Origin of the sequence: Campylobacter concisus, assembly GCF_003049705.1 — a bacterium.
Taxonomy (GTDB): domain Bacteria; phylum Campylobacterota; class Campylobacteria; order Campylobacterales; family Campylobacteraceae; genus Campylobacter_A; species Campylobacter_A concisus_AR.
Genome location: NZ_PIRF01000002.1, coordinates 306340 through 331275, shown reverse-complemented (window position 1 = coordinate 331275; position 24936 = coordinate 306340). Strand labels below are relative to the sequence as shown.

Annotated in this window: 25 protein-coding genes; 19 read left to right on the top strand and 6 right to left on the bottom strand. The window is 35.2% G+C overall.

Translation table 11 applies throughout. The features are described from left to right. The first annotated feature begins 255 nt into the window (after positions 1 to 255). The 3 genes from CVT05_RS03485 (at position 256) to CVT05_RS03475 (ending at position 3174) form a co-directional block, all read left to right on the top strand. Positions 256 to 1629 carry an AAA family ATPase gene (locus CVT05_RS03485; protein ID WP_234400535.1) on the top strand — a complete coding sequence of 458 codons (1374 nt, stop codon included), beginning with the start codon at positions 256 to 258 and terminating at the stop codon, positions 1627 to 1629. After that, on the top strand, positions 1622 to 2593 hold the full coding sequence (locus CVT05_RS03480; RefSeq protein ID WP_159071213.1) for a DUF4435 domain-containing protein: 972 nt from the start codon (positions 1622 to 1624) through the stop codon (positions 2591 to 2593). Before CVT05_RS03485 ends, CVT05_RS03480 begins: the two co-directional genes overlap by 8 nt. Before the next feature lie 191 nt (positions 2594 to 2784). Next, entirely contained in the window at positions 2785 to 3174 is a 390-nt protein-coding gene (locus CVT05_RS03475) for a YbgC/FadM family acyl-CoA thioesterase (RefSeq protein WP_107697852.1), read from the top strand. 44 nt (positions 3175 to 3218) lie between these two features. Here the strand turns inward: CVT05_RS03475 and CVT05_RS03470 are convergent, their stop codons facing one another. After that, positions 3219 to 4469: a hypothetical protein gene (locus CVT05_RS03470; RefSeq protein WP_107697851.1), complete on the bottom strand. Its 1251-nt coding sequence runs from the start codon at positions 4467 to 4469 to the stop codon at positions 3219 to 3221. Further along, positions 4466 to 5119: a uracil-DNA glycosylase gene (locus CVT05_RS03465; RefSeq protein ID WP_107697850.1), complete on the bottom strand. Its 654-nt coding sequence runs from the start codon at positions 5117 to 5119 to the stop codon at positions 4466 to 4468. Before CVT05_RS03465 ends, CVT05_RS03470 begins: the two co-directional genes overlap by 4 nt. 122 nt (positions 5120 to 5241) lie before the next feature. On the opposite strand from CVT05_RS03465, the gene rpmH reads away from it, so the two are divergent. The 16 genes from rpmH to CVT05_RS03385 all read left to right on the top strand — a co-directional run bounded on the left by rpmH (position 5242) and on the right by CVT05_RS03385 (position 20024). Continuing rightward, positions 5242 to 5376, top strand: coding sequence for a 50S ribosomal protein L34 (gene rpmH / locus CVT05_RS03460; RefSeq protein WP_002940373.1), 135 nt, complete (start codon positions 5242 to 5244; stop codon positions 5374 to 5376). Next, positions 5364 to 5699, top strand: a complete 336-nt coding sequence (gene rnpA / locus CVT05_RS03455; RefSeq protein ID WP_087584316.1) for a ribonuclease P protein component — start codon at positions 5364 to 5366, stop codon at positions 5697 to 5699. Before rpmH ends, rnpA begins: the two co-directional genes overlap by 13 nt. Then, positions 5696 to 6037 carry a membrane protein insertion efficiency factor YidD gene (gene yidD / locus CVT05_RS03450; protein WP_103589447.1) on the top strand — a complete coding sequence of 114 codons (342 nt, stop codon included), beginning with the start codon at positions 5696 to 5698 and terminating at the stop codon, positions 6035 to 6037. Before rnpA ends, yidD begins: the two co-directional genes overlap by 4 nt. 1 nt (position 6038) lies before the next feature. After that, on the top strand, positions 6039 to 7592 hold the full coding sequence (yidC, locus tag CVT05_RS03445) for a membrane protein insertase YidC (RefSeq protein WP_107697849.1): 1554 nt from the start codon (positions 6039 to 6041) through the stop codon (positions 7590 to 7592). Continuing rightward, positions 7592 to 8653: a Jag N-terminal domain-containing protein gene (locus CVT05_RS03440; RefSeq protein ID WP_107697848.1), complete on the top strand. Its 1062-nt coding sequence runs from the start codon at positions 7592 to 7594 to the stop codon at positions 8651 to 8653. Before yidC ends, CVT05_RS03440 begins: the two co-directional genes overlap by 1 nt. Continuing rightward, on the top strand, positions 8650 to 9975 hold the full coding sequence (mnmE, locus tag CVT05_RS03435) for a tRNA uridine-5-carboxymethylaminomethyl(34) synthesis GTPase MnmE (RefSeq protein WP_107697847.1): 1326 nt from the start codon (positions 8650 to 8652) through the stop codon (positions 9973 to 9975). The genes CVT05_RS03440 and mnmE overlap by 4 nt, the downstream gene beginning before the upstream one ends. Before the next feature lie 40 nt (positions 9976 to 10015). Continuing rightward, positions 10016 to 10606 (top strand): NAD(P)H-dependent oxidoreductase, encoded by a 591-nt coding sequence (locus CVT05_RS03430; RefSeq protein ID WP_199906730.1) that lies wholly within the window; start codon positions 10016 to 10018, stop codon positions 10604 to 10606. Between the two features lie 274 nt (positions 10607 to 10880). After that, positions 10881 to 13070, top strand: a complete 2190-nt coding sequence (gene purL, locus CVT05_RS03425; protein WP_107697845.1) for a phosphoribosylformylglycinamidine synthase subunit PurL — start codon at positions 10881 to 10883, stop codon at positions 13068 to 13070. A gap of 3 nt (positions 13071 to 13073) precedes the next feature. Beyond that, positions 13074 to 14135 carry an SDH family Clp fold serine proteinase gene (locus CVT05_RS03420; RefSeq protein ID WP_107697844.1) on the top strand — a complete coding sequence of 354 codons (1062 nt, stop codon included), beginning with the start codon at positions 13074 to 13076 and terminating at the stop codon, positions 14133 to 14135. A 1-nt stretch (position 14136) separates the two neighbouring features. Beyond that, entirely contained in the window at positions 14137 to 14871 is a 735-nt protein-coding gene (locus CVT05_RS03415; RefSeq protein ID WP_107697843.1) for a TerB family tellurite resistance protein, read from the top strand. Continuing rightward, a complete protein-coding gene (locus CVT05_RS03410; protein ID WP_107697842.1) occupies positions 14872 to 15438 on the top strand; it encodes a hypothetical protein in 567 nt (188 codons plus the stop codon). A 30-nt stretch (positions 15439 to 15468) separates the two neighbouring features. Then, complete coding sequence (gene purH, locus CVT05_RS03405; RefSeq protein ID WP_107697841.1) at positions 15469 to 17001, top strand: bifunctional phosphoribosylaminoimidazolecarboxamide formyltransferase/IMP cyclohydrolase; 1533 nt, start codon at positions 15469 to 15471, stop codon at positions 16999 to 17001. An 81-nt stretch (positions 17002 to 17082) separates the two neighbouring features. Then, positions 17083 to 18123, top strand: a complete 1041-nt coding sequence (gene msrB / locus CVT05_RS03400) for a peptide-methionine (R)-S-oxide reductase MsrB (protein WP_107697840.1) — start codon at positions 17083 to 17085, stop codon at positions 18121 to 18123. A 73-nt stretch (positions 18124 to 18196) separates the two neighbouring features. Continuing rightward, a complete protein-coding gene (locus CVT05_RS03395; protein ID WP_107697839.1) occupies positions 18197 to 18535 on the top strand; it encodes a hypothetical protein in 339 nt (112 codons plus the stop codon). 1 nt (position 18536) lies between these two features. Continuing rightward, a complete protein-coding gene (locus CVT05_RS03390) occupies positions 18537 to 19727 on the top strand; it encodes a peptidase M50 (RefSeq protein WP_107697838.1) in 1191 nt (396 codons plus the stop codon). Between the two features lie 3 nt (positions 19728 to 19730). Next, a complete protein-coding gene (locus CVT05_RS03385; RefSeq protein WP_107697837.1) occupies positions 19731 to 20024 on the top strand; it encodes a metal-sulfur cluster assembly factor in 294 nt (97 codons plus the stop codon). Positions 20025 to 20113: 89 nt separating this feature from the next. On the opposite strand, the gene ftsZ is transcribed toward CVT05_RS03385, so the two are convergent. The 4 genes from ftsZ to CVT05_RS03365 all read right to left on the bottom strand — a co-directional run bounded on the left by ftsZ (position 20114) and on the right by CVT05_RS03365 (position 24886). Then, positions 20114 to 21253, bottom strand: a complete 1140-nt coding sequence (gene ftsZ / locus CVT05_RS03380; protein WP_072594923.1) for a cell division protein FtsZ — start codon at positions 21251 to 21253, stop codon at positions 20114 to 20116. Between the two features lie 14 nt (positions 21254 to 21267). Continuing rightward, on the bottom strand, positions 21268 to 22695 hold the full coding sequence (gene ftsA, locus CVT05_RS03375) for a cell division protein FtsA (protein ID WP_107697836.1): 1428 nt from the start codon (positions 22693 to 22695) through the stop codon (positions 21268 to 21270). Positions 22696 to 22701: 6 nt separating this feature from the next. Then, entirely contained in the window at positions 22702 to 24159 is a 1458-nt protein-coding gene (locus tag CVT05_RS03370; protein ID WP_103589434.1) for a peptidylprolyl isomerase, read from the bottom strand. A gap of 139 nt (positions 24160 to 24298) precedes the next feature. After that, the gene (locus tag CVT05_RS03365) at positions 24299 to 24886 is read right to left on the bottom strand and encodes a class II aldolase and adducin N-terminal domain-containing protein (RefSeq protein WP_084108231.1); all 588 of its coding nucleotides are present in this window, start codon (positions 24884 to 24886) and stop codon (positions 24299 to 24301) included. Between the last annotated feature and the right edge of the window lie 50 nt (positions 24887 to 24936).

The following is a 24936-nucleotide window of genomic DNA, read 5'->3' as shown; positions in this document are numbered from 1 at the left end:
TAAGATAAGATATATTTCAAGATATATTCAAAGGCTTTGTGATAAAATTAAATATCTAAAAATAATATACCAAGAATTAATTTAAAATATAATAATCGGAGCTATATTTGATTAAGCGCACTCATTCTATAAAGTTAAAATACAGTATAAATTTACGATATTTTGGAACTTTTGCTTATATACATAAGTTATGTTTATGTTTTAGGAATAAATAAATTTATTCCTGCAATAACTAGAATTAATATGGAGAAATAAATGATTAAACAATTTAAAATAAATGGGCTTTTTGGTTTTAGAAATGTTGAGATTAATTTTGAAGATAACATAAAAATATTGATCGGTGAAAATGGTTTTGGAAAAACAACAGTTTTAAATTCGTTATATTATTTATTAAACGGTAAGTATATTAAGCTATCAAAAATAGAATTCGAGTCAATAGAGCTATTTTTTACAAATAAACAACATATTCAATTTTCAAAGTCTAATCTAGATGATTATGTAAATTACTTAGATAATGATAATAGAAGATTGCCAAGTAGCATTGCTCTCATGTTAGAAAAGTTGGATTTATCCGAATTTGATGATTTTAATAAAGATGCTGAAAAAAAAATACTAAATTACGTTAAAGACAATAAAATTAGACAGTTTGCTCCCGATAGAATCATGGCAATTGAAATTTTTCGTTTTATTACGGAAAGACCGAATTTTGAGGTTTTTGATAAAATGGATAATATTAGACAAGAATTAAAATTTTCAATATTATATTTACCAACGTATAGAAGAGTTGAGGAGGATTTGAAAAATCTTGGAGTATTCGAGGAAAGAGGTATGCGCCGTCGTGACACCCGTAGTTATTATACAGAATCATATAGTGTGGAATTAGCCGATGAATTGGATGATGAGGAGACATTGATACATTTTGGAATGAATGATGTCAAGCAAAAAATTAAAAGCATAAAACAGGAAATTGAAAAGTCAACAATCACTGGTTTTTCTAAGCTAACTGGACAGATGTTATCTCACTTTTTGCATACAACAAGCAACGACTTAAATAAAATTGAATCATTAGATAAGAATACAATTAGGATTATTTTACATAGAGTAGGAGATAATATATCCAAAAAGGACAAAGATTCAATATTGAATTTATTAGATAAAAAAAACGAATTAAACAATAAGAGCGATTTGGTTTTTTTTGTTTTTAAACTCATTGATATATACAATGCTCATAAGCATCTTGATGATAAAATGAAAAAATTTAGAGACGTTTGCAACCAGTACTTATTTGATAAAGAGGTTGTATATGATGAAAGTTTGGTAGATTTATATATATGTAGAAAGAATACGAAAGAAAAGGTTGAAATAGATAAATTGTCGTCTGGAGAAAAACAGATAGTTTCAATTTTTTCAAAAATTTATTTAGAAAAAAACGAAAATTTAATCGTATTGTTTGATGAGCCAGAGCTCTCACTTTCTTTGCCTTGGCAAAAAAGGTTATTACCTGATATTATCGAATCAGGTAAATGTAAATTTTTATTAGCAGTAACCCATTCACCTTTTATTTTTGACAATGAATTAGAAAAATTTGCTGTTGGTATTAATATGTATATGAATGAGTGCAATGAATAATTCTTTGCTTGAAATAATGAAGGATTCAACTGAATCCGGGCATGCTGCGTACGTTAATTTTGTAATGGCCTATGTAAAAAATAATCAAGATTTGGTTTATTGTTTTTTTGAAGGAGATGAGGATAAAAAATATTATGGAGCAAGAATTGAATTTGCTTACCATAAAAAATGCAAATATTTTACATGTGGCGGAAAAGATAAGGTTGTTAAGGTTCGGGAGTTAATAAAAAATAGAACAGAGTATAATGCGGCAAATGTATTATTCTTTGTAGATAAGGACTATTCTGATGATAAAACCAATAATACGTTATATGTAACACCTTTCTATTCAATAGAAAATTTTTATTCTTCCAAAGAAACACTAATCAGAATTTTACTGGATGAATTTAATATGAACAATAATGAAGATGTTCAAAAGGTAATTAACTTATATGAGGATGCCTTAAAAACTTTTCATAATAAACTACTGTTTTTAAATGCATGGCTGGCATGCCAACACGATATTAGGATGAAAACAAAAATAGACACTAGACTTAATATCAATGATGCCCTAAAAAAATATTTTAATACCAATAATATATTTAATAAAGACTTAAGAATAAAAGTTAATATTTTTGATGATTTAGAGAATATAGATATTTTAGAAAAAAAGTTATTTCCAAATTCGCCTAGAATATTAATTGAGAATATAGAAGAAAAAAAAATTATATTACTTCAGTCAAATCCATCTCACAGTTTTAGAGGCAAATTTGAATTTAAATTCTTTATAGATTTTTTAAAAAAGATAAAAGAAGAGGTGGGTAGTAGAAATCAAAAACTTTTAACTAATAGGTATAAATGTAAAATATCTTTTGGAATCGATACTGGAATTTTGACTTTGACTACTTATGCCATTACCCCTAGTTGTTTAAAATCATTTTTGGAGAACAACCTGACAACTGCATCATTTGGTGACAAAATTTAAATAAAATAATAAAAAAATTAATAAAATTGCATATTCGATTGCTAGAAACAAAATCTAAGGCTAAAGCAAATAGTATTTGCATGCCTTAAATATCTGTCTGGCAAGCAAGCTCTAGTAACCTAGGCTATGATTAAAGTAAGCCAAAATTATAGTAAACTAGAGCTTTGTATTTTAAATTTAAAGGAAATACCGTGAAAATACGAATCTACTACGAAGATACTGACGCGGGCGGCATAGTCTATCATACAAACTACATTAAATTTTGCGAGCGAGCTAGAAGTGAAGCATTTTTTCGGGCTGGGCTAAATTTCACAAAAGAGAGCGGATATTTTTTAGTTTCGTCGCTTGAGGCTAAATTTATAGCTTCTGCTGTGCTTGGCGATGAAGTATTTGTTAGAACCAAAATTTTAGAGCTTAAAAAAGCTAGTCTTGTTTTGGAGCAAGAAATTTATAAATTTGATGACAAAAATGCTGAAAAACTGCTCTTTAGAGCGACGATTACGTTAGCCTTTATGAAAGAAAAAAAGCTTACTAAGATAAATGACGAGATAAAGAAATTTTTGGAGAATTCTAAATTTTAGATCGTGGTTAAGTTTAAAAATTTAGCTTTAGCCACTTTGTGCTTTTACATCGAGCTATTTTGATCGAGCAAAATTTCTTGATTTGCTTCGTCAAAGTGGTCGCCTTTTGCGTTATAAATTTTAACTCCATATAAAACTTGTGAGTTTTCAACTCTTTCGGTAAAAATTCTATCAGCACTTTTATCTATAAAATTTGTATATATATACTCGGCACCAAAAGCACTTGAATAGCCGATTTGTGAATATCTAAAATCTACATCAAAAAGATCGCCAAGTCCCAAAAATAAGTCGTTAATAGGATTTAGTGAGTTTGCGATGAAAAGATTTTGTCTATCTCTTTGCGCGATAGCATTAAAGATATTTGGTAAAAAATTTATCTGTGTGCTTAAAAGTGCGTATGGTTTTATCTCAAAGCCTCTCATCTGCATTGCTACAAGAGAAGCTTTGATGATTGGGATGTTTAAAAATATACTTGCGTCATCAAATTTGGATTTTTTACTTAAGGTGTCGTTTAAATTTATATCTTTACCTACGATAGTGGCTTCATGATAATTACTACTTTGCATTCGGACATATTCATTTAGCTTTTGCCCTAATGAACTACCATCATCAAATGCAACTATTTTTTCGTTCGAGTAAGCTAGCAAAGCTGAAATTTGGTCTTTATAATCAATGCCACCAAAGATCAAATTTGGTTTTGGATTTATGATAAAAGAGCTATGAACGCTTGGAATGTAGATAAGCTCATTTGATAGAACTAGCGAATTTATAATGTTTGCACCATTTGATGTAAGGGCCGCGATAAAATAATTAAAGCCTTGGGCTCTAGCCGTTTGCATAGCATTTGTAAGACTTTGTGGGCTTTCATCGTTGCTATTTATAAATTTGATCTCGATATCCGCATCTTGCTTTAAGACATAGCTTAAGACCGCATTTGATACAACATTTGCATAAGATTTTATAATCTTTTGTGGGATGATTACAGCGATTTTACCGCTTTTATTAACTTTTAAAATAGCTTCACCACCAAGAGAGATATAAAGCTCTAAAAGAGCGTTATCGTCTATTTTTGCTGGCTCAAATCTCGCCATAAAACTAGCCAGTAAATCAGACTTAATAAGCTCATTTAAGCAGGCATTATCACAAAATTCTGGTTCTAAATTTATATAAGTAATCTTTGCTGGAGGTATGCTTGATAGACTTTGATTTTTTGTAATATTACTCTCAAAGTTTATCTCATCTTGCGATGCAAAAATAGTCGAAAAAATGGCTAAAAAAAGTAAAATTTTTCTCATATCACTCCTTTGATCTTTTTTAAATCATCTATAAAAATATTTTCAAAACTAGGATTTTTGCTGATCCACTCTGGCGAAAACGTTGGTAAAATAAGGCTATTTTCATTTTTTAAAATACTACCTCTTATGCTTGCAAATCCGCCTTTTAGCAATAAATTTGGATATAAATGCATAAAGGCTTTCTCTCCTAAAGTCACAATTATCTTTGGCTTTATCAGCCTAATCTCTTCAAACAAATAAGGACGACAAAGTTCAATAGAACGGCTTAAAATCGGACTTTTATCATCATTTTGTGAAATTTCACACCGAAGTAGAGAACTTATATAAATTTCTTTTATATCTAAATTTAAACTATTTTTTATGGCATTTTCTAAAAATTTTTTACTGTTATTTTCATAAGAATCATTTTTTTTAGAAAATAATATAAACATGATTTTGCTATTTTCATTGCCGATGCCTGCTGTTACGCCTTTTGAGCTATTTCGCAAAGAACAAAGAGAACATTTTTTTATCTCACGGTTTAGCTCATCAATATTGTTGTAATCATGATAATTGCTTAGACTAAGAAAATTTTTATCAATAAACTTATAGCCAATTAGTTTTAAGAAAAATAATTTTTTTAAAAGCCTATTGTCTTTATTAAAATTCATTTTTGGATTATAACTTGATTTGCTTAAAGTTTGAGTTATGGCTTTTTAAGCTAAGTTATTCAAAGGAATTTAAGTATTGCTTTGATAAAATCCCACTTTTTATATTAACTTTAAGGATAGAAATGAAAAGGACTTATCAACCTCATAAAACCCCTAAAAAACGCACTCACGGCTTTCGCTTAAGAATGAAAACTAAAAATGGCCGAAAGGTAATAAACGCTAGACGTGCCAAAGGTAGAAAAAGATTGGCTGCTTAGCTGGTTTTGAGTCGTTAAGCGGCTCAAAAGAATTCTCTCAAGTTTATAAAGAGGCTAGCAAGTGGCACTGTGATGCTTGCATTGTTTTTTATAAACCAACAAATGAAAAAAAAATAGCAGTAGTTGCTAGTAAAAAAGTAGGAAAAGCGGTAGTTAGAAATAGAGCTAAAAGACTTTTGAGAGCCGCTTTTTTTAACATTTCTAGTGAATTAAAAGATGGCACATATATTATTATTGCAAAAAATGGAATTACAGAGATTTTATTTGAAAAAATTTGTAAAAATTTAAGTTGGTCTACAAAAAAAATGGGATGTTTAAAATGAAAAAAATTGCGATTAAAGCTATCGCTTTTTATCAAAAATATATTTCCATACTTCTACCAAAAAGCTGTCGCTATTACCCGACTTGCTCACAATACGCGATTTGGGAATTTCAAACAAATAGTTTTTTTTCTGCTTTTTTTGCAACATTTATGCGAATTTTAAGATGCAATCAACTTTTTAAAGGCGGTATCAACTACCCAATCATCTACAAAAAATTTAACTTATGTTTTATATCTCAAAAAAGTGATACCAGAAATGTAAATTTTTGGTTTGTCCCTTGTCAGAATGGTAAATTTTATGTCGTAAAAGTATTAGATAAATTAAAGGAAAAAAATTAAAATGGAACAGATGTCTATGCAAAAAAGGTTGCTTCTTGCAGCGCTTTTATCTATTGTTTTTTTTATAGTGTATGATTTTTTTATGCCAAAAAGAGTGGTGCCTGAGCAAAACCAAACTACAATGTCTCAAGCAATAGATCAAAATAAAGCTCCAAATATAAATCAAAATACATCAAAATCAAATGAAAATTTAGCTTCAAATGAGATAATCGCTACTATCAAAGGTCAAAGCTACGAAGCAAAAATAGATAAGCTAGGAAGAATTTCAAAATTCTACTTAACTGAAGAGAAATACAAAACTGAAGATGGTAACAAAATAGAGCTTGTTTCGCAAAATCCATTGCCACTTGAGCTTAGATTTAACGATAGTACGCTAAATACCGATGCTTTTAAGGTTGCATATAGTAGTGACGCTAGTGAGATAGATGCTAGCAGTGAGCCTAAAACTATAAAACTTACTCAAAATTTAGATGGAGTTACAGTTACAAAAAATATCAAATTTTACCCAAATGGCAGATATGAAGTTGAAGTAAATTTAAGTAAAAATGTTGATTATTTCATCACTCCTGGTTTTAGGACAAACATCGCAGTAGATAGCTACACAGTTCATGGCGTTATGCTTAGAAATGCAGATGATAGCCTAAATATTATAGAAGATGGTGACGCCAAAGAGGTTAAAAACTATGCAAATACCACAATAGCAGCCGCCTCTGATAGATACTATACGACGCTATTTTACTCATTTGAAAAGCCATTTGAAGTAGCCGTAGACAAAGATTCTAACAACAATCCTATTCTTTTTGTAAAGGCAAATGATAATTTAAAATTAGGCGCATATATTGGACCAAAAGAGCATAAAATTTTAAGTTCGATGGATGAGAGACTAAACGATGTTATTGAGTATGGTTGGTTTACATTTATAGCAAAACCGATGTTTGCATTTTTAAATTTCTTGCATAACTACATTGGCAACTGGGGCTGGGCTATAGTTGTACTAACACTTGTTATAAGGATAGTTTTATTCCCGCTTACATACAAGGGTATGCTATCTATGAATAAGCTTAAAGAGCTTGCTCCAAAGGTAAAAGAGCTTCAGACAAAATATAAAGATGATAAGCAAAAAATGCAAGTTCATATGATGGAGCTTTATAAAAAGCATGGTGCAAATCCGATGGGTGGCTGCTTACCGATCTTGCTCCAGATTCCGGTATTTTTTGCGATCTACCGCGTCTTACTAAATGCGATCGAGCTAAAAGGTGCTCCTTGGATACTTTGGATACACGATCTTTCAGTAATGGATCCATATTTTGTATTGCCTATTTTGATGGGTCTAACGATGTTTTTACAGCAAAAGCTTACACCAACGACATTTACTGATCCTATGCAAGAAAAGGTGATGAAATTTTTACCTCTTATATTTACATTTTTCTTCGTGACATTCCCAGCTGGTCTTACACTTTACTGGTTTGTAAATAACGTTTGCTCGGTTATTCAGCAAGTATTTGTAAATAAACTTTTTGAAAAACATAAAAAAGCTGCGGAGGTAAAGGCTTAATGAAAATAGAAGCAAATACCCTTCAAGAGGCGTTTCAAAAGGCAGCTGAGCAGCTTAATTGCTCAGTAACTCAGCTTGATATAAAAGTTTTACAGCATCCAAGCAGTGGTTTTTTTGGATTTTTTAAAAGAAGTGCGATCATCGAAGCAAATTTAGAAAATCAGCCAAAACCACAACACAAGCCAAAAAATGATAAAAATTTTGTTAAAAAAAATGATGAGAACGAGGCTATAAAAGAAGATAAAAAGCAAGCTAAAAAACACGATCATAGTGATAAAAAGCGAGGCCCTAAAAAACATAGAGATGAAAAAAACGAAACTAAATTTGAGCAAAAAGAGCATAAAAATGAAAAGTCAAATTTAAGTGAAAAAAACGAAGCTCTAGCCAAAGATGCGTTTGCTCAAAAGGGCGAAGAAGAAGCTGAACCAGGATATGTGATAAAGAGACTTGACGAGCCAAAAGAAATAAAGGAGCCACAAGCTAGCAAAAATGCTCCTAAAAATATTTTAGATAATTCTATTATTGAAAATTTTAACCAAACTGATGAAGATAGTGCGGCTCAAGCTTTACAAAAAGAAAAAAAAGAAAAAGCAACAATCGACTTTGATAAAATTTTACCTGAGATCAAAGAGGGTATGAATAGTCTTTTTAAGGCAAGTTGTTTTGATATTAGTAAAATTGAAGTTAGCAAATTTGACGATGAAACGGTGCTTATAGAGCTTGATGGAGCTGATGCGGCTCTACTTATAGGTAAAGAAGGTTATAGGTATAAAGCGATATCTTACATGCTTTATAACTGGCTAAACTCAAAATACAACCTTGCTATTCGCCTTGAGATCGCACAATTTTTACAAAATCAAGAAGCGATGATGGATCAATATCTAAATGGCGTGATCGAGCGTGTGCAAAATAGTGGCAGAGCTCAAACAAAGCCACTTGACGGGGTTTTGGTCAAGATCGCACTTGAGAAGCTTCGCGAGAAATTCCCAGATAAATATGTCGGCATAAAAAGCGGCAATGACGGCAAATTTGTCGTCGTAAATGACTTTTTCAAAAAATGAGTGAAACCATTGCAGCCCTTGCCACAGCTTATGGCATCGGCTCAGTTTCTATCGTAAGGCTTAGTGGCAAAGACGCTCTGGCCACCTCTTTAAAACTTCTTAAACTTTCAAATTTAGAGCCAAGATACGCAAAACTAGCCAAAATCTACTCCCTTGATGATGAAATTTTAGACGAGGGCGTCGTTATATATTTTAAAGCCCCAGCAAGCTTTACAGGCGAGGATATCGTCGAGTTTCAAACTCATGGTGGCGTGATGGTGAGTGAGAGAATTTTAAATGAGCTAATAAAGGCTGGCGCAAGGCTTGCTATGCCAGGCGAGTTTAGCAAGCGAGCATTTTTAAATGGCAAGATGGATCTAGCTAAGGCTGAGGCTATGCAAGGGCTCATCACTTCAAAAAGCGAGATCGCTGCTAAAATTTTGACCCGCCAGATGCAAGGCGATCTTAGTAAATTTGTAGACGAGATCAGGGGCGAAGTGGTCAAAACTCTTGCTTTTGTGGAGACGATGATTGATTATGCTGATGATGATCTGCCTGTAAATTTACTAGAGCAGACCAAGCAGATGCTTTTAAAAAATAGCGAGAAACTAGAGCGCATAGCCACACTTAGTGAGCAAAGAAGAGGGCTGATAGATGGCTTTAAGATCGCTATCGTTGGTAAGCCAAATGTTGGCAAAAGCTCTATTTTAAACTCGTTTTTGGCATACGAGAGGGCGATCGTTAGCGACGAGGCTGGTACAACTAGAGATAGAATAGAAGAAAATTTCAAGATCGGCTCACATCTAGTTCGCATAATAGACACCGCAGGCATCAGAAAAGATGCTGGAAGGATCGAGCAAATCGGCATAAACTACTCAATTTCAGCTATAAATGAAGCTGACATCATCCTAGCTATCTTTGACGGCTCATCTGTGAGCGACGAGCAAGACAAAGAGATAATTAGACTCGTTTCTAGCTCAAATAAAAAAGTTTTTTTCATCTTAAACAAAAGCGATCTAGCGTTTAAATTCGACATAGAGCTAGAAGGCGCTATCAAAATTTCAGCAAAAAATGATACAAGCGTAGTTTTAAAAGAGCTTGAAAACTATCTCAAGACGCAAGATACTGACGAGATCATGCTAAGCTCAAACCGCCAAATTTTAAGCTGCAAAGAAGCGAGCGAGGCTTTAAAAAGGGCGTTTTTAAGACTAAGTGAAGAGGAGCTAGAAATTTTTGCTTATGAGCTAAATACCGCGATAAAGGCGCTTGCTAGTATCACAAAGCCATTTGAGAGAAGTGAAATTTTAGATGAGATGTTTAGCCATTTTTGTTTAGGAAAATGATACTTTTTTTTGGCTAAAATCTGCGCTTTTTAAAGGAGAAATAATGAAAATTTTACTTATAAATGGTGGCAAAAAATTTGCCCACTCAGATGGCAGATTAAATCAAACACTTCACGATCTTGCGTGCGAAAATCTCGCAAAAATGGGTCACGAGATAAAGCAAACCGTGATAGATCAAGGCTATGATATCGAGGCTGAAGCTGAGAAATTTCTCTGGATGGACGCCGTAGTTTGGCAGATGCCAGCTTGGTGGATGGGTGAGCCTTGGATAGTGAAAAAATATATCGATGAGGTCTTTACTGCAGGCCACGGCAAGCTTTATACGAGCGATGGTAGGCATAGGGTAGATCCAACTAAAAACTATGGCAAAGGTGGCTTGCTAAATGAAAGGAAATTTATGCTAAGTCTTACTTGGAATGCCCCAGCTGAGGCATTTAGCGATCCAAATGAGTTTTTTGATGCACGTGGGATCGATGGAGTTTACTTTCATTTTAGAAAGGCAAATGAGTTTTTGGGCATGAATTCGCTTCCATATTTTATGTGCAATGATGTGATCAAGATGCCAGATGTACCAAGATACATAAAAGAGTATGAAGCGCATCTTGAAAAAGTTTTTAAAAATACGAAATAGAAATTTAAATATAGAAACAAAACTGCAAATATGAATAAAAGTGGCAACAAAATAGCTACGAGCTAGGCTTGAAAATTTTGCCACTTTTTATTACCATGCTAGCAAAAATAAAACACTGGCATAAATTTTTAAAATACTGCTACAAAAAAGGCCTTATCAAAGTAGGCAAAATTCTCTCAATAATGCTTTATCCTGCTAAATTTCAAAAAGCTTTTTAGTAACTTTTTATAAGCAAGATTGTAAAATGGCCTAAAATTCTTAAAAGGTTACATCAATGGATAAAGCTACCATACAAGCACATAAAATCAGCGACGAAGAGTATGAGGAGATCTTAAAAATTTTAGGACGCGAGCCAAATTTGCTAGAGCTTGGTATATTTTCAGCGATGTGGAGCGAGCACTGCAGCTACAAATCAAGCAAAAAATACCTAAACGGCTTTCCGACAAAGGCGCCTTGGGTCATCCAAGGACCTGGCGAAAATGCTGGCGTCATTGACGTTGGCGACGGGGTTGCAGCTGTGTTTAAGATGGAGAGTCACAACCATCCAAGCTTTATCGAGCCGTTTCAAGGTGCTGCAACTGGAGTTGGTGGAATTTTAAGAGATGTCTTTACGATGGGCGCAAGGGTTGTTGCGAACATGAACTCGCTTCGTTTTGGTGAGATAAGAGGCGATAGCGAGCTAGCTAAAAAGCATAGATATTTGCTAAAAGGAAGCGTCGCTGGTATCGGACACTATGGTAACTGCATGGGCATCCCAACGATCGGTGGCGAAACCACATTTGATCCTAGCTTTAATGGCAACATCCTAATCAACGCTTTTGCGCTTGGCCTTTGCAAAAGTGATGAAATTTTCTACGGCAAGGCTGAAGGTGTGGGCAACCCAGTCATTTACGTGGGCTCAAAGACCGGCAGAGACGGACTTGGTGGCGCTGTTATGGCAAGCGATAGCTTTAACGACGAGAACAAGTCACTTCGCCCAACGGTGCAAGTGGGTGACCCATTTGCCGAAAAGCTGCTCATGGAAGCTTGCTTAGAGCTCTTTAAAAAAGACTACATCATCGGCATCCAAGATATGGGTGCGGCAGGGCTTACAAGCTCTAGCTTTGAGATGGCTGGCAGAAGCGGTAGTGGTATGAAGATGTATCTAGATCGCGTGCCGATGCGCGAAGTTGGTATGACGCCTTATGAGCTAATGCTAAGTGAGTCTCAAGAGCGTATGCTAATATGTGCCAAAAAGGGCTATGAGCAAAAGGTGCTTGAAATTTTTAGAAAATGGGACCTTGACGCTGAGATCATTGGCGAGGTCACAGGTAGCGGCGTGATGCAGCTTTATTGGCACGGTGAGCTTGCAGGTGAAATCCCTATTGGCCCACTTAGCGAGGCAGCTCCGGTGCTTGATCGTCCAGTCACACGTCCAAAATACCTTGATGAGATTGCAAATTTAAAAATTCCAAATAATGTTGATAATAAAACTGCATTTTTCAAGCTTTTAAAAGAGCCAGAGGTACTAAATAAAAGCTTTATCTACGATCAATACGACGCAAATATTCAGACAAATACTATAAAACAGCCTGGTCACTTAGGCGCCGCAAGTATTAGAGTAAAAGGCACTAAAAAGGCCGTCTCTATGGCTGCGCAGTGCGATCCTAGAGCAAATTTTGTTGATCCTAAAATTGGCGCTGCAAGAGCCGTCGCGGCAGCTGGTAGAAAGGTAGCGATGAGTGGCGCTGTGCCACTTGCGATCACCGACTGCCTAAACTACGGCAACCCGCAAAATCCAGAGGTTATGTGGCAGTTTAAAGAGGGATGTGAAGGTATAAAAGAGGCTTGCCGTGAGCTAAATACGCCAGTTGTTAGCGGTAACGTGAGCCTTTATAACGACACTGACGGCGTGAGCGTCTATCCGACACCAGCCATCGTCACAGTTGGCGTAAATGAAGATGCAAATTTAAACCTAAAAAGCACATTTTTAAGTGAGGGTAGGGCGATTTACCTGCTTAGTGAGACAAGCGGAGAATTTGCTGCCTCACTTTACGCAAAGGCACTATTTAACGTGGTTGGCGGAAAGCTAAAAGAGGTTGATTATAAAGCTGAGCGAGCTCTTTGGGATCTAATAATCGAAGCAAATAAAGAGCAAATTTTAGAATTTGCAAATAGTGTAGGTGTGGGCGGTCTTGCTATTACGCTAGCAAAAATGGCTAGCATATCAAACATCGGCATAAACTGCGAGGCGAAATTTAAAGAGTCAAATTTTATATTTGATGAAAGCTTTTCAAGAGCGGTTGTAGGCGTGAAAGATGAGGCTAAATTTGAAGCGCTTGCTGCTAAATTTGACGTGAAATTTGAAAAGATCGGCGTTAGTGGCGGCAGAAGATTTAAACTAAATGATATTGATGAGAGCGTGGATGAGATAAGAGAAATTTATCTAAATGAGTTTGCAAAAATCGTTAGAAAAGAGGACTAGAAAATGGCTTTGAAAAAGAGCAAGGTCGCTGAGGCTGAAAATGAGCAAAAGGATGCAGAACAAGTTGAAAAACGAGGCGTAGCAAAACCACCAGTGCTTTTTAGTAAGACACAAAATTTAATAAAATCAATCGAAAAAAGACTAAACGCTACTTTGATAACTTACTATAATTCAAACGCTGGTAGTGTTTGCGGCAACGATGCAAGTGCTATGTATGAAATTTTAAAGGGTAAAAAGATAGATACTGCTTATCTTTTTATAAAAAGTGACGGTGGAAGCGGAATAGCTGCTCTTAGGATAATCACTACACTTAGAAATTACTGCAAAAATTTAATAGCTCTAATACCTGCAAACTGTGCCTCAGCTGCTACTATGATGGCACTTGGTGCAAATGAGATCGTCATGGGGCCACTTGCCTATCTAACGCCTGTTGATACTTCACTCAAACACGAGCTTAGTCCGACAAACAAAGGCAATGAGCTTGTGAGCGTTTCGATGGATGAACTTAGTCGTGTGGTTAAGCTTTGGAAAGAGCAAGATAAAGATAGGCCAAACGACACAAACCCTTATAACTCACTTTATGAGTATATTCATCCGCTAGTATTTGGTGCGGTTGACCGTGCTAGCTCACTATCGCTTAAGATTTGCACCGAGCTTCTTAGGTATCACATCGAGGATGACAAAAAGATCGCAGAAATTTCTGAAAGACTAAATGGTGACTACCCAGCTCACGAATATCCAATCCTCTTTAGAGAGGCGCACGAGATCGGCCTTCATGTAAAAAAGATGGATGATGACCTAAATGAAATGCTTCAAGAGCTAACGCTACTTTACTCTGAGATGGGACAGCGGGCTTTTACTGACTACGATGAAAATAGCTACCACGATAACAATATCGCAAATATCATTGAAACAAATGGCAAGCAAATTTACTATCAGATAGATAAAGACTGGTTCTACCGCCCTGAAGAGCGTCGCTGGAACGTGATGAATGACGAGAGCTCTTGGCGTAAAAACGAGCTAGTAAATGGCAAAATAAAAAATACCATCTATCACTTGTGGTAACATGTCTGGTATCTTATTTTTATTGATACTAGGCGGTGCTATATTTTTACTGCTAAAGGTACAGTTAAGCAATAACCTCAGAAAACAAGCAAACGTAAATGAGGCTAAATTTTTAGTCTCACTCTTGGCAAAAGTGGCTAAGAGTGACGGTAGAGTAGGTGAGTTAGAAGCTAGGCTCATTAGTCAGGTGCTTGATGATCTAAGTAGAAAAGTTAGTGGCGTTATCGGTGTGCGTGAGTATCTAAAAGATGTCTATAATAGTCAAAAAGAGAATGTGGATAATGCCTACGAAACTGCTAGAAACTATAAGCGTGCGTTTAATCTAAACTATGATACATGTGTCGCTAGGCTTACGTTTTTTTTAAATTTGGCTTATATTGATGGTGAGTTTAATGCAAGTGAGCAAGCTGTAATCAGAAATATTGCTTATGGATTTGGCATTGACAAAGATACGCTTGATGAGATCATCTTAAAATTTGATAACTTTTATAGTTCAAGATTTAAAACGAATTCTAATACCGGTATAGAAAAAAATGATCCATTTGAGGTTTTAGGACTTAGCAAGAGTGCAAATTTTGATGAGGTAAAGCTTCGTTATAAAGAGCTTGTTAGGCAGTATCATCCTGATATTTTGATGGGTAGGGGAGAGAGTAAAGAGGTTATAGAGAGTTCAACCAAAAAGCTTCAAGAGATAAATGAGGCTTATAGGCGCTTGAAAGAGAAATTTGGAGCTTAGATGAAGAAATTTGTGATTTTGCTGTTAGCGGTGGCTAGCTTTTGCAGAGAGCTAAACGTGAGCGATCTTGATGGAAATGAGATCAAATTTGAGCTAAAAGATAGCACGCTTTTTGAAAATGGCAAAAAGATCGGCGAATACAATAAGACAAGCGCTGCTAGCATCATCCTAACTGGCAGTGATGGCGTTGAGGCTGATTTTAAGGCAGTTAGAGCTAAAAATTTAAATGAATTTAAAGAGTATATTTTTTCAGATGAAGGCGGTATAAAGGTCGTCAAATTTAGCTCAAAAAGCCCTATCTGCGAGGCCTTTGATAAAAATGAGCCTGTAAATTTAAACGTGTTAAATGCTAGCTACTTTAATGGCAGACAAATTTCAAGATATGCTTTTAGTGTTGATATCGCAGGTGGCAAGCTTCAAAATTTGGTTAAAAAGAGCCATTTTGAAGTAAATGCTAGTGGCAAAAGTTTAGAAAAACTAGAAAATTTAACAGAAGAAAATATCAAAAAAGACACAGCCATGGGGCTACTAGTGCTTGAAAAAGCGATGTGTTTGGCGGAGAAATAAAATAAATTTAATCAATCTAAAGGAGAAAAAATGAGAGCGTTGCTTAGCGTTAGCGATAAAGAGGGCATTGTAGAGTTTGCAAAGGGGCTAGAAGAGCTTGGCTGGCAGATACTTTCAACTGGTGGCACCTACAAACTTTTAAAGAGTGAGGGCGTCAAAGCCACTGAGGTTAGCGAATTTACTGGCTCACCTGAGATGTTTGAGGGTAGGGTAAAGACCCTTCATCCAAAGATACATGGTGGCATCTTGCATAAACGCGATGACGCTACACACGTGGCTCAGGCAAAGGAGTACGGCATCGAGGGCATCGACCTAGTTTGCGTAAATTTATATCCATTTAAAGAGACTACCATAAGGACTGATGACTTTGCCGAGATCATCGAAAATATCGACATCGGCGGCCCAGCCATGGTAAGAAGCGCTGCTAAAAACTTTAAAGACGTGCTTATAGTCACGAGCGTGCTTGACTACGATGAAATTTTAAAGCGCCTAAGAGAAAAAAGTGATGATTACGAGTTTAGAAGATCGCTGATGATAAAGGCATTCGAGCATACAGCAGCCTATGACAGCATGATCGCAAACTATATGAATGATAGATTTAATGGCGGTTTTGGCGATGCTAGATTTATCGTGGGAAGCAAGGTTTTTGACACTAGATACGGCGAAAATCCACACCAAAAAGGCGCGCTTTATGAGTTTGATTATTTCTTTACGAACAACTTTAGAGCCCTAAAAGGCGAGGCAAGTTTCAATAATATGACCGATATAAATGGCGCGCTAATGCTTGCAACTAGCTTTGATGACGCTCCGGCAGTGGCTATCATCAAGCACGCTAACCCTTGCGGCTTTGCGGTAAAAGATACGTTACTAGAGAGCTACGTGGCAGCGCTTAAGTGCGACCCGATCTCAGCATACGGCGGCGTGGTGGCGATAAATGGCACGCTTGATGAGGAGCTAGCTAAAAAGATAAATGAAATTTACGTTGAAGTAATCATCGCTGCAAATGTCGATGATGCCGCGCTTAAAGTGTTTGAGAGCAAAAAACGCATCAAAATTTTCACTCAGGATAATAAATTTTTAGTACGCTCAAATGATAAATTTGACTTTAAGCACATCGATGGTGGATTTGTATTTCAAGAAAGAGACTTCGTAAAAGATGAAGAGCTTGAAAATATGAAGCAAATGAGCAAGAAATTTGCAACTGGTAGCGAGCTAAAAGACGCTCAGATAGCGTGGAAAGTGGCTGCGCTAACAAAGAGTAACTGCGTAGTTTATGTAAAAGATGGCGCTATGGTGGCCATTGGTATGGGTATGACTAGCCGCGTGGATGCTGCTCGTGCGGCCGTAGCAAAGGCAAAAGAGCTAAAGATCGATCTAAGTGGCTGCGTGCTTGCAAGCGAGGCATTCTTTCCGTTTAGAGATAGCATCGACATCGCTAGCAAAGTGGGCGTAAAATGCGTCATCGAGCCAGGCGGCAGCATCAGAGATGATGAGGTGATAGAGGCTGCCAATGAGCATGGCATGTCGCTATACTTTACTGGCGTTAGACACTTTTTACACTAAAATTTAGGGGCGCTTGCCCCTTTCTTCACACTTTATAACTTTAATTTTCGTATAATCTTTCAAAAACGAAAAGGAGATAGAATGAAAAAGATCTTAAAATTTATCTTAATGGCGGCAGTGTTTTTTGGTCTAAATTTGATGGCAAAAGATGAGCTTATAAAGGAGCAGACGATGGCAGGGCAAAATTTGAAAGAAATTTATCTAGCAGGCGGTTGCTTTTGGGGTATGCAGGGATATTTTAAAAAGATATTTGGTGTAGTGGATACAAAGGTAGGCTACGCAAATGGCAAGAGCGAAAATACTAGCTACCGCGAGCTTCATGAGAGCGATCATGCTGAAACGCTTTATGTAAAATATGATGAAAACAGAGTCGCTTTGGCTGAAATTTTGGCTCATTTTTTTAGAGTGATCGATCCGACCTCTCTAAATAAACAAGGCAATGACGTCGGTAGGCAGTATAGAAGCGGAATTTACTATGTGAGCGAAAGTGATCTGCCAACGATAGAGAGCTTTATGAAAATAGAGCAAAAGAAATTTAAAGATAAGATCGTGGTTGAGGTGGCGCCACTTAAAAATTTCGTCTTAGGTGAGGAGTATCATCAAGACTATCTTAATAAAAATCCTTTTGGATATTGTCACATTGACCTAGGTTTAGCCGATAAACCGCTTTACGATGAGGCGAAATTTAAGCCGCTTAGTAAAGATGAGCTAAAGAAAAATTTAAGTAGCGAGCAGTATGCCGTGACGCAAGAAGCAGCGACTGAGAGACCGTTTAGCAGTGAGTATGATAAATTTGATCAAAAAGGCATTTATGTAGATATAACGAGCGGAAAGCCACTTTTCTCAAGTGCAGATAAATTTGATGCAGGATGTGGCTGGCCAAGCTTTACAAAGCCTATAACGACAACAGCTCTTTCATATAAGGAGGACAACTCTTTTATGATGAAAAGGGTCGAAGTTAAGTCGCAAAATAGTGACGCGCACCTTGGGCATGTTTTTGACGATGGCCCAAGCGATAAGGGTGGGCTAAGGTACTGCATAAATGGTGCAAGTCTTAAATTTATACCGCTTGAAGACATGGCTAGGCTGGGATATGAGGAATTTATACCTTACGTAAAATAGCTTTTGTTGAAGCAAATCAATAGTTTGAAAAGTTTAATCAGAGTATAATTCTCCAAAATTAAAAGGAGAAAAAATGAACGATTTTTTCAAAAACGCAGAGCAGTTTAATGTCGATGGTGCAACTGTGCCATTTTATAAATTTAATGAAAATGGTGTAAATTTTGTTGGCTTTGATTCACGTCCTTGCGTGCCGCCAGAGCCAATGGTCAATGCATTAATCGCTATTAAATTTGCTGATAAAAATACAAAAATTATGATGCTAAATCATAAATTTCCAGCTGGTCTTATACCAAAGATAGATAAGAGCTTTGACATAGAGCGTGAAGATATAGATGGTGGGGCTGTAAAGATGATTTTTAGCCTAAAAGACGGCGCAAATATAGAAGACGTAGATACGAGTCTTTGCCACTAAGATGCTTTTAAATACTTACGCACCACCATTTAAGTTAGTCGGTGGATATTTTATTGCTGGAATTTTCTTTTTAGCATTAAGTGTGCCAGCATTCTTTTATGCAGATTTTGATGCGATTAGCTCACTAAATACAGCTGGTTTTTTGCATATATTTTTTGTTGGCTTTGTTATGAGCATTATCATCGGAGCACTCTATCAGCTAACTTCAGTCATCTTAGAAAAGCCATTTTTTACAGCAAAAGGTGCTATTTTAAATTTGGCTATTTTTTGTCTATCATTGCTGGGCATGTGCTACGGGATGTTATTTTCTGAGGCTAAAATTTTGCAAATTAGTGGAGTTTCGCTTTTTTGCTCACTCGCTTTTTTTGCTACGACTTACGCATTAAGCTTTATGGATAATGAAAAAAAGAGCTTTGCGGCCTTTGTGCTTTTTGTTTCAGCTATCTTTTTGGTAATTGGAATAACGCTTGGTTTTTGCTTGCTTATGATACTTAGTGGCACGCTGATGCTTGATTTTGAGATGACACTAAAATTTCACGTTTATTTTGTACTGGGATTTGTGTTCCTTGTGATACTTGGAGCTGCTAGCGTACTCCTACCTATGTTTGCGCTAGCTCATGATCTAAAATTTACACTTAGTAAGGCCTCACTAGCATGCTATATTTTAGGCGGTATCTTGCTAGCTTTTAATGAAAATTTGTCTATTTTGTCAATATGTGTGGCGGCTTTACTTTTTATAGTTCAAGCGCTTTATATTTTAAAAAAACGCGTTAGAAAGGCGTATGATTACTGGAATGTAAATATAGTGCTTTCGTTGGTGGCTTTGCTTGGTGCCACTGTTTTTATAGCTTTAGACAAATTAAATTTAGCTGCATATTTTTTAATATATGGCTTTTTGTTTGCTTTTATCGTAGCTCATCTTTACAAGATTGCACCATTTCTCATATGGTATCACTATGTAGCACCTTTTGTTGGAAAGGTAAAAGTGCCACTTCTTGATGCTATGATACTAAAAAAGATAGCTTATTTTGGTATAGCTTTTAATGCTATCTCGCTTCTTTGCTATCTTCTCTCAACTTGCTTTGAACTAGAAATTTTAGTGCAAGCAGGTATGATTTTTATAGCTATTAGTATAGTTTTGCTATCGATAAATATAATAAATATTTTTAGATTTACTGGTTTTAAAGGATAAAAAATGAAAGAAAAAATTTATAACGCACTGTCAAATATCGTTGATCCAGAAGTTGGCTTTGATATCGTTTCGCTTGGACTTATATACGATGTGAGCCGCGATGAAAATGGCAAAGTAAAAGTTACTATGACGCTTTCAACTAAATCTTGCCCACTACATGAAATGATACTTGGCTGGGTAGAAACTGCCGTGCTTGATATAGAAGGTATCAAAGAGTGCGAGATCGATCTTGTCTGGGAGCCTGAGTGGAATATACAAATGGCAAGCGATTTTGTAAAAGCCCAACTTGGAGTTTAAATTTTAAGTTTTTGGATTTAAAGGTTTGTAAATTTCTAATAAGCTAGAGAGCAAAAGCTCTCTAGAAATTTTAAGGAGTTTGTTTTTTATTAGTCCATTTGATGGCGCATAAATGATGGTACATCAAGTTGTGACATATAGTCTTCGTCATATCCACCACTAACTTTTTTAAGTCTTAATATACGCTCTTTTTTTATGATATCGCTTGCAGTAGAAGTTTGTACTTCATCTTTTTTTTCAGTTTCTTTTTGTGAGCTTTGAAAACCTGTGGCTATTATTGTAACTTCAACTTTATTGTCTTCTATTTTGTCATCAGTTGTTGTACCAAATATAATTTCAGCATCTTCATCCGCTGCCTCATGAATAATACTCATCGCATTATTGATATCAGCTAGTGGACAACTAGGGCTTATTCTAAAATGAACTAAAATACCAAATGCACCATTTATTGTCATGTTATCAAGAAGTGGTGATTGTATAGCATTTTTTATAGCTTCTTGCGCTGCATCCTCGCCACTTGCTTCGCCAACACCCATTAAAGCTAGTCCTCTATGGCTCATAATCGTTCTAACATCTGCAAAGTCTAGATTTATATCGCTTTTTCCTGAGTCAAGTACGATCGTACTCATACCATTGACGGCTCTTGCAAGCACTTCATCAACCATTTCAAAGCTTTCTTTTATACCAGCATTTTTATCAATTAGTGTTAAGAGTTTATCGTTTGGAATGACTACAATAGAATCGCTTTCTTTCCTGAGCTCTTCAAGGCCACAATCAGCTAGTTTTCTACGTTTTTTTCCTTCAAACATAAAAGGCATGGTAACAACTGCAACTGTTAGTGCACCAATATCTTTTGCAGCTTGAGCAACTACTGGAGCTGCACCTGTACCAGTTCCACCACCAAGTCCTGTACCAATGAAAACTATATCTGATGTCTCAAGTGCACTTTTTACTTCATCGTAGCTCTCTTCAGCAGCGGCTTTTCCTATTTCAGGTCTCATGCCTGCACCTAGACCTTTTGTTGTCTTTTCTCCAAGCTGTATTTTTGTATGTGCAAGAGAATTTTCAAGAGCCTTAGCATCTGTATTAGCAACAATAAGATCTATATTTAAATTTGGATTAACTCTTATTATGTGGTTGACCATATTGCCACCACCTCCACCTACACCTACGACTTTTATCTTTGCACCATAGATGCTTTTATTTTCTTCTACTGTGAAGCTACTCATTTTTGAAATTCTCCTTAAAATAATTGTGTAATACTATACCAAAATTTTGCAAAAGCATTTGGCTTTTTTTCTTGTTTGCTAATATCTGCAATATTGGCAAGCTCTTCTTTGTTTTTTGATTTATTTGCTATCTCTAATTCAAAATCTTTATCAGAAAAACTATCCTCTTTTTCATTTGGATCCTGCACCTCTTGTCCAAAATTTTGTACATTTTCTTCTTCTACAAAAACATTTCTAAAATTTACTTTCGGTTTTGAGGCTATTTCCCCTTGGTATCTCATTTTTTTCTCAGAATCAATCTCGTATGGGCTAAAGTTGCCAGCACCATACAAACAAAGCCCTATAGCACAAGAATTTGCTGGGTCTCTTAAAATTTCAAATAATCCATCCATTTCTTTTGGTTTTGCTATACGAACTGGCATTTTATCAAATATCGCAGATGCAAGATCCCTAATACCTTCTAGCTTAGTCATGCCGCCAGTAAGTATTATTCCAGCACCAATGCTATCTTTATAGCCGCTATCTTCTAGCATCTTAGCAAGTACCATAAGGGTTTCTTCTGCTCTGGCATATATAACATTTGATATTATGTCTAGTGAAACTTCGTGGCTTTTTGTTTCATCTCCAAGGATCGGGAGCTCTATTAAATCAATTGACTTATTTATTAAAGCGCCATAACCTAATTTTATCTCTTCTGCCTTTGGAAGAGGTGTATGCAGAGCCATAGAAAGATCATTTGTAATGTTTGCTGAGCCAACAGGTAAAAATTCATTGTATCTTATAGAATTTCCAGAATGTACCACAAGATTACAAGTCGCACCACCCATATCAACAAGTGCGGCACCAAGTTCTTTCTCATCTTTTGTTAATGTTGCTATCGCAGAAGCATATCCTGAAAGCACTATATTATCTAGTTGAACACCTGCTAAATTTACGGCTTTTCTTAGGTTGCTAATAGATGACTTTTGTACTGTAACAATATGTGTTTGAACTTCTAGCCTACTACCGTTCATACCTATTGGATCTTCAATATGTTCTTGCCCATCTACTTTAAAATTATAAGGAAGAACATGTAGTTTTTCATATTCATGAGGTATGTCAGCCGTATGATCGGCCATTTGCATAGCACGCTCAATCTCTTTTATACCTATTTCATGATTTGGTATATTTACTACACCGCTACTATCAACGCTTTTTGTATACGCACCAGAAATAGAAACTATGACTTTTTCATAGCGTGTTCCTGCAACTCTTTGTGCTTCTATCAATGCATTTTTTATCGACTTTGCAGCTTGTTCAATATTAGTTATAACACCTTTTCTTATTCCCTGCGTTTTTTCAGTTCCAATTCCAATTATCTTAATACCATTTTCATCATGTTGTGCTATTACTGCACAAATCTGGAAAGAGCCGATATCTATACCTAAAATTTTTGTACTCAAGATAAATTACCTTTTGATATATTCTTTAACTTCATAGTATTTTTTAAGTTTGTTTGTTAAATCTTTTATTAGCTCATTATTTTTAAGCATTGTAACGTTCTGCTGTGTTATTTGCTTATAGTTATTATCTATATTATCTACAAGCAACCTTTGTTCCAAAATGTCGTATATAACGGCCTTGTCTTTTAATATAACATAATCTTTTTTGTTGTTAGTTTCAAAAAGTTGAGAAACAAAAGCTCTAGTTTCACTTTCATTTAGTCCTAAGATAGAGCCATTTATATCTCTACTGATAAAGCCTATATCAGTTCCTTTGAAATTTTGTAAAGACTCTTTTGCTATGGTTATTAAGTTTTCTTTTTTCTTTTTATCTTTGTAAATTTCAAGTACCATTGCTCTTGCTTGTTCAAAACTCATAGGTTGTGGAGGAGTTATGCTTTTTACCCTAACTATCAAATATCCATCTTTGTATGTAAATGGTTTTATAACCTCACCAACTTTTGCCCCTTTTATTTCATCAAGTGAGAATGTTGCATTATCTTCATTTATACTAACAAATTCATTTGTTGCAAGCTCAGCTTTTTTGATAGAGGTATATTTTTTTAAAGCATCAGTCTTGCTTTTCTCGATATTGTAGTCTTTGATAACTTCAGTCTTTACTTCATCAAATGATTTGATTTTATCATCAGAGCCTTTGTATCTCTCCTTATTTTCGTTATAGTAGTCACTCAAAGTAGTTTGATTTACATCATTTTTATTTGACTCTATAAAGTATGTTTCTAGACCATATATAGTCTTTGTCATATAGTTGTTTTTATTTGTTTCCCAAAGATTCTTTAGCTCTTTTTCATCTATTTTTATATCACTTTGATTAGCATTTATTATCTGTATTGCTAATTTGTCTTGCATAAAAAAGCTTGCTTCCATCATTGCAATGTCTTCTTTGCTGGCTGGTAAATTTAAAATAGTTCTAAGTTTATCAAGTAGTATTGTTAGTTTTAAATTTTCTTCAAAATCGGTTGGATTTATTCTGGCCCTTCTTAAAATATCGTAGTATAAATTTTTATCAAAAGCACCATCTTTTTGAAATGTTGGATCAGCGATTATATATTTTAAAATATCATCTTTACTAACACTAAGACCTATATCGTCTGCAAAATTTAATAGTAAATTCTCTTGAATTGTAGCCTGAAGTGCAGCATTTTGTAATCCTAACTCATTAGCCTTTTCTTGAGTTAATTTGCCATCAAAAAGATTATTGTAGTATTGATATAAACTATCGTATTTTTGTTGCAGTTCTTGAATGCTTATATTTCTGTGTCCTACTTTTGCTATCGAAGTGGCTCGATTGCTATTTAAATCATATGCTCCCCAGCCTACAAAGCCTGCTCCAACAAAGGCTATTGTACTTACCCAAATGGTAACAACTAGGTATTTTTTATGTTTTTGCATCCAAGACAACATTAAATTTTCCTTTAAAAGACTAACGAAATTTGTATGATATATTATATAAAATTGCCTTAAATAAGCTTAAAATAGGGGCTTTAAAAATACCTTTGTAAAGAATTTTGCTAACAATTTTTTAGTATTGTTAGCAAAATTTTTAAATACTATAATCGCTATAACCACTAGTTAAATGAAGCAATTTGCAGCTATTTTCTAGCAAAGCTATCTCTTTTGCAAGAAGCTGAGGGCTTCTACTGTATGCGTAAATGCCATATCCTTTAACGATAATAATGTTTGTATTTTTTTCTAGCATATATCTATAAATTTCAGTTTCTGCACGTTCATACCAGTCGTCATATTGTTTTGGATCATAAACAGAAATTTTATCAAATCTCATATACCCAAAATAATCTTTCGGTACAATTTTTTCATGTTTCATTGCGTAGGCAGTTGCGTATGGTGGCATCGCGTAGCAAACAAATCTTGCCTCATTTATATTTTTATAAATATTTAAGTGTATATCAGCATCAAGACTAGCTTCATTCCAACGATAGTCTTTTTTTGATGAAAGAAGTGTCAAATCATCATCTTTTAAATTATCAAAAATGGCATTTTGTTTATTGATTATAAATTGATTTTTTTCGACTCTTGCCGAAATCGAGCCGTGAAAGACGCCAAAAAAATTCTTTCTAAACATAGAAAGTGATATCGTTTTTATCTCATTTATTGAGTGTTCTAGCTCCATTTTTCCTCCTACGTTTAAGCGATTATATTTAAGCTATCTTAAAATTTATG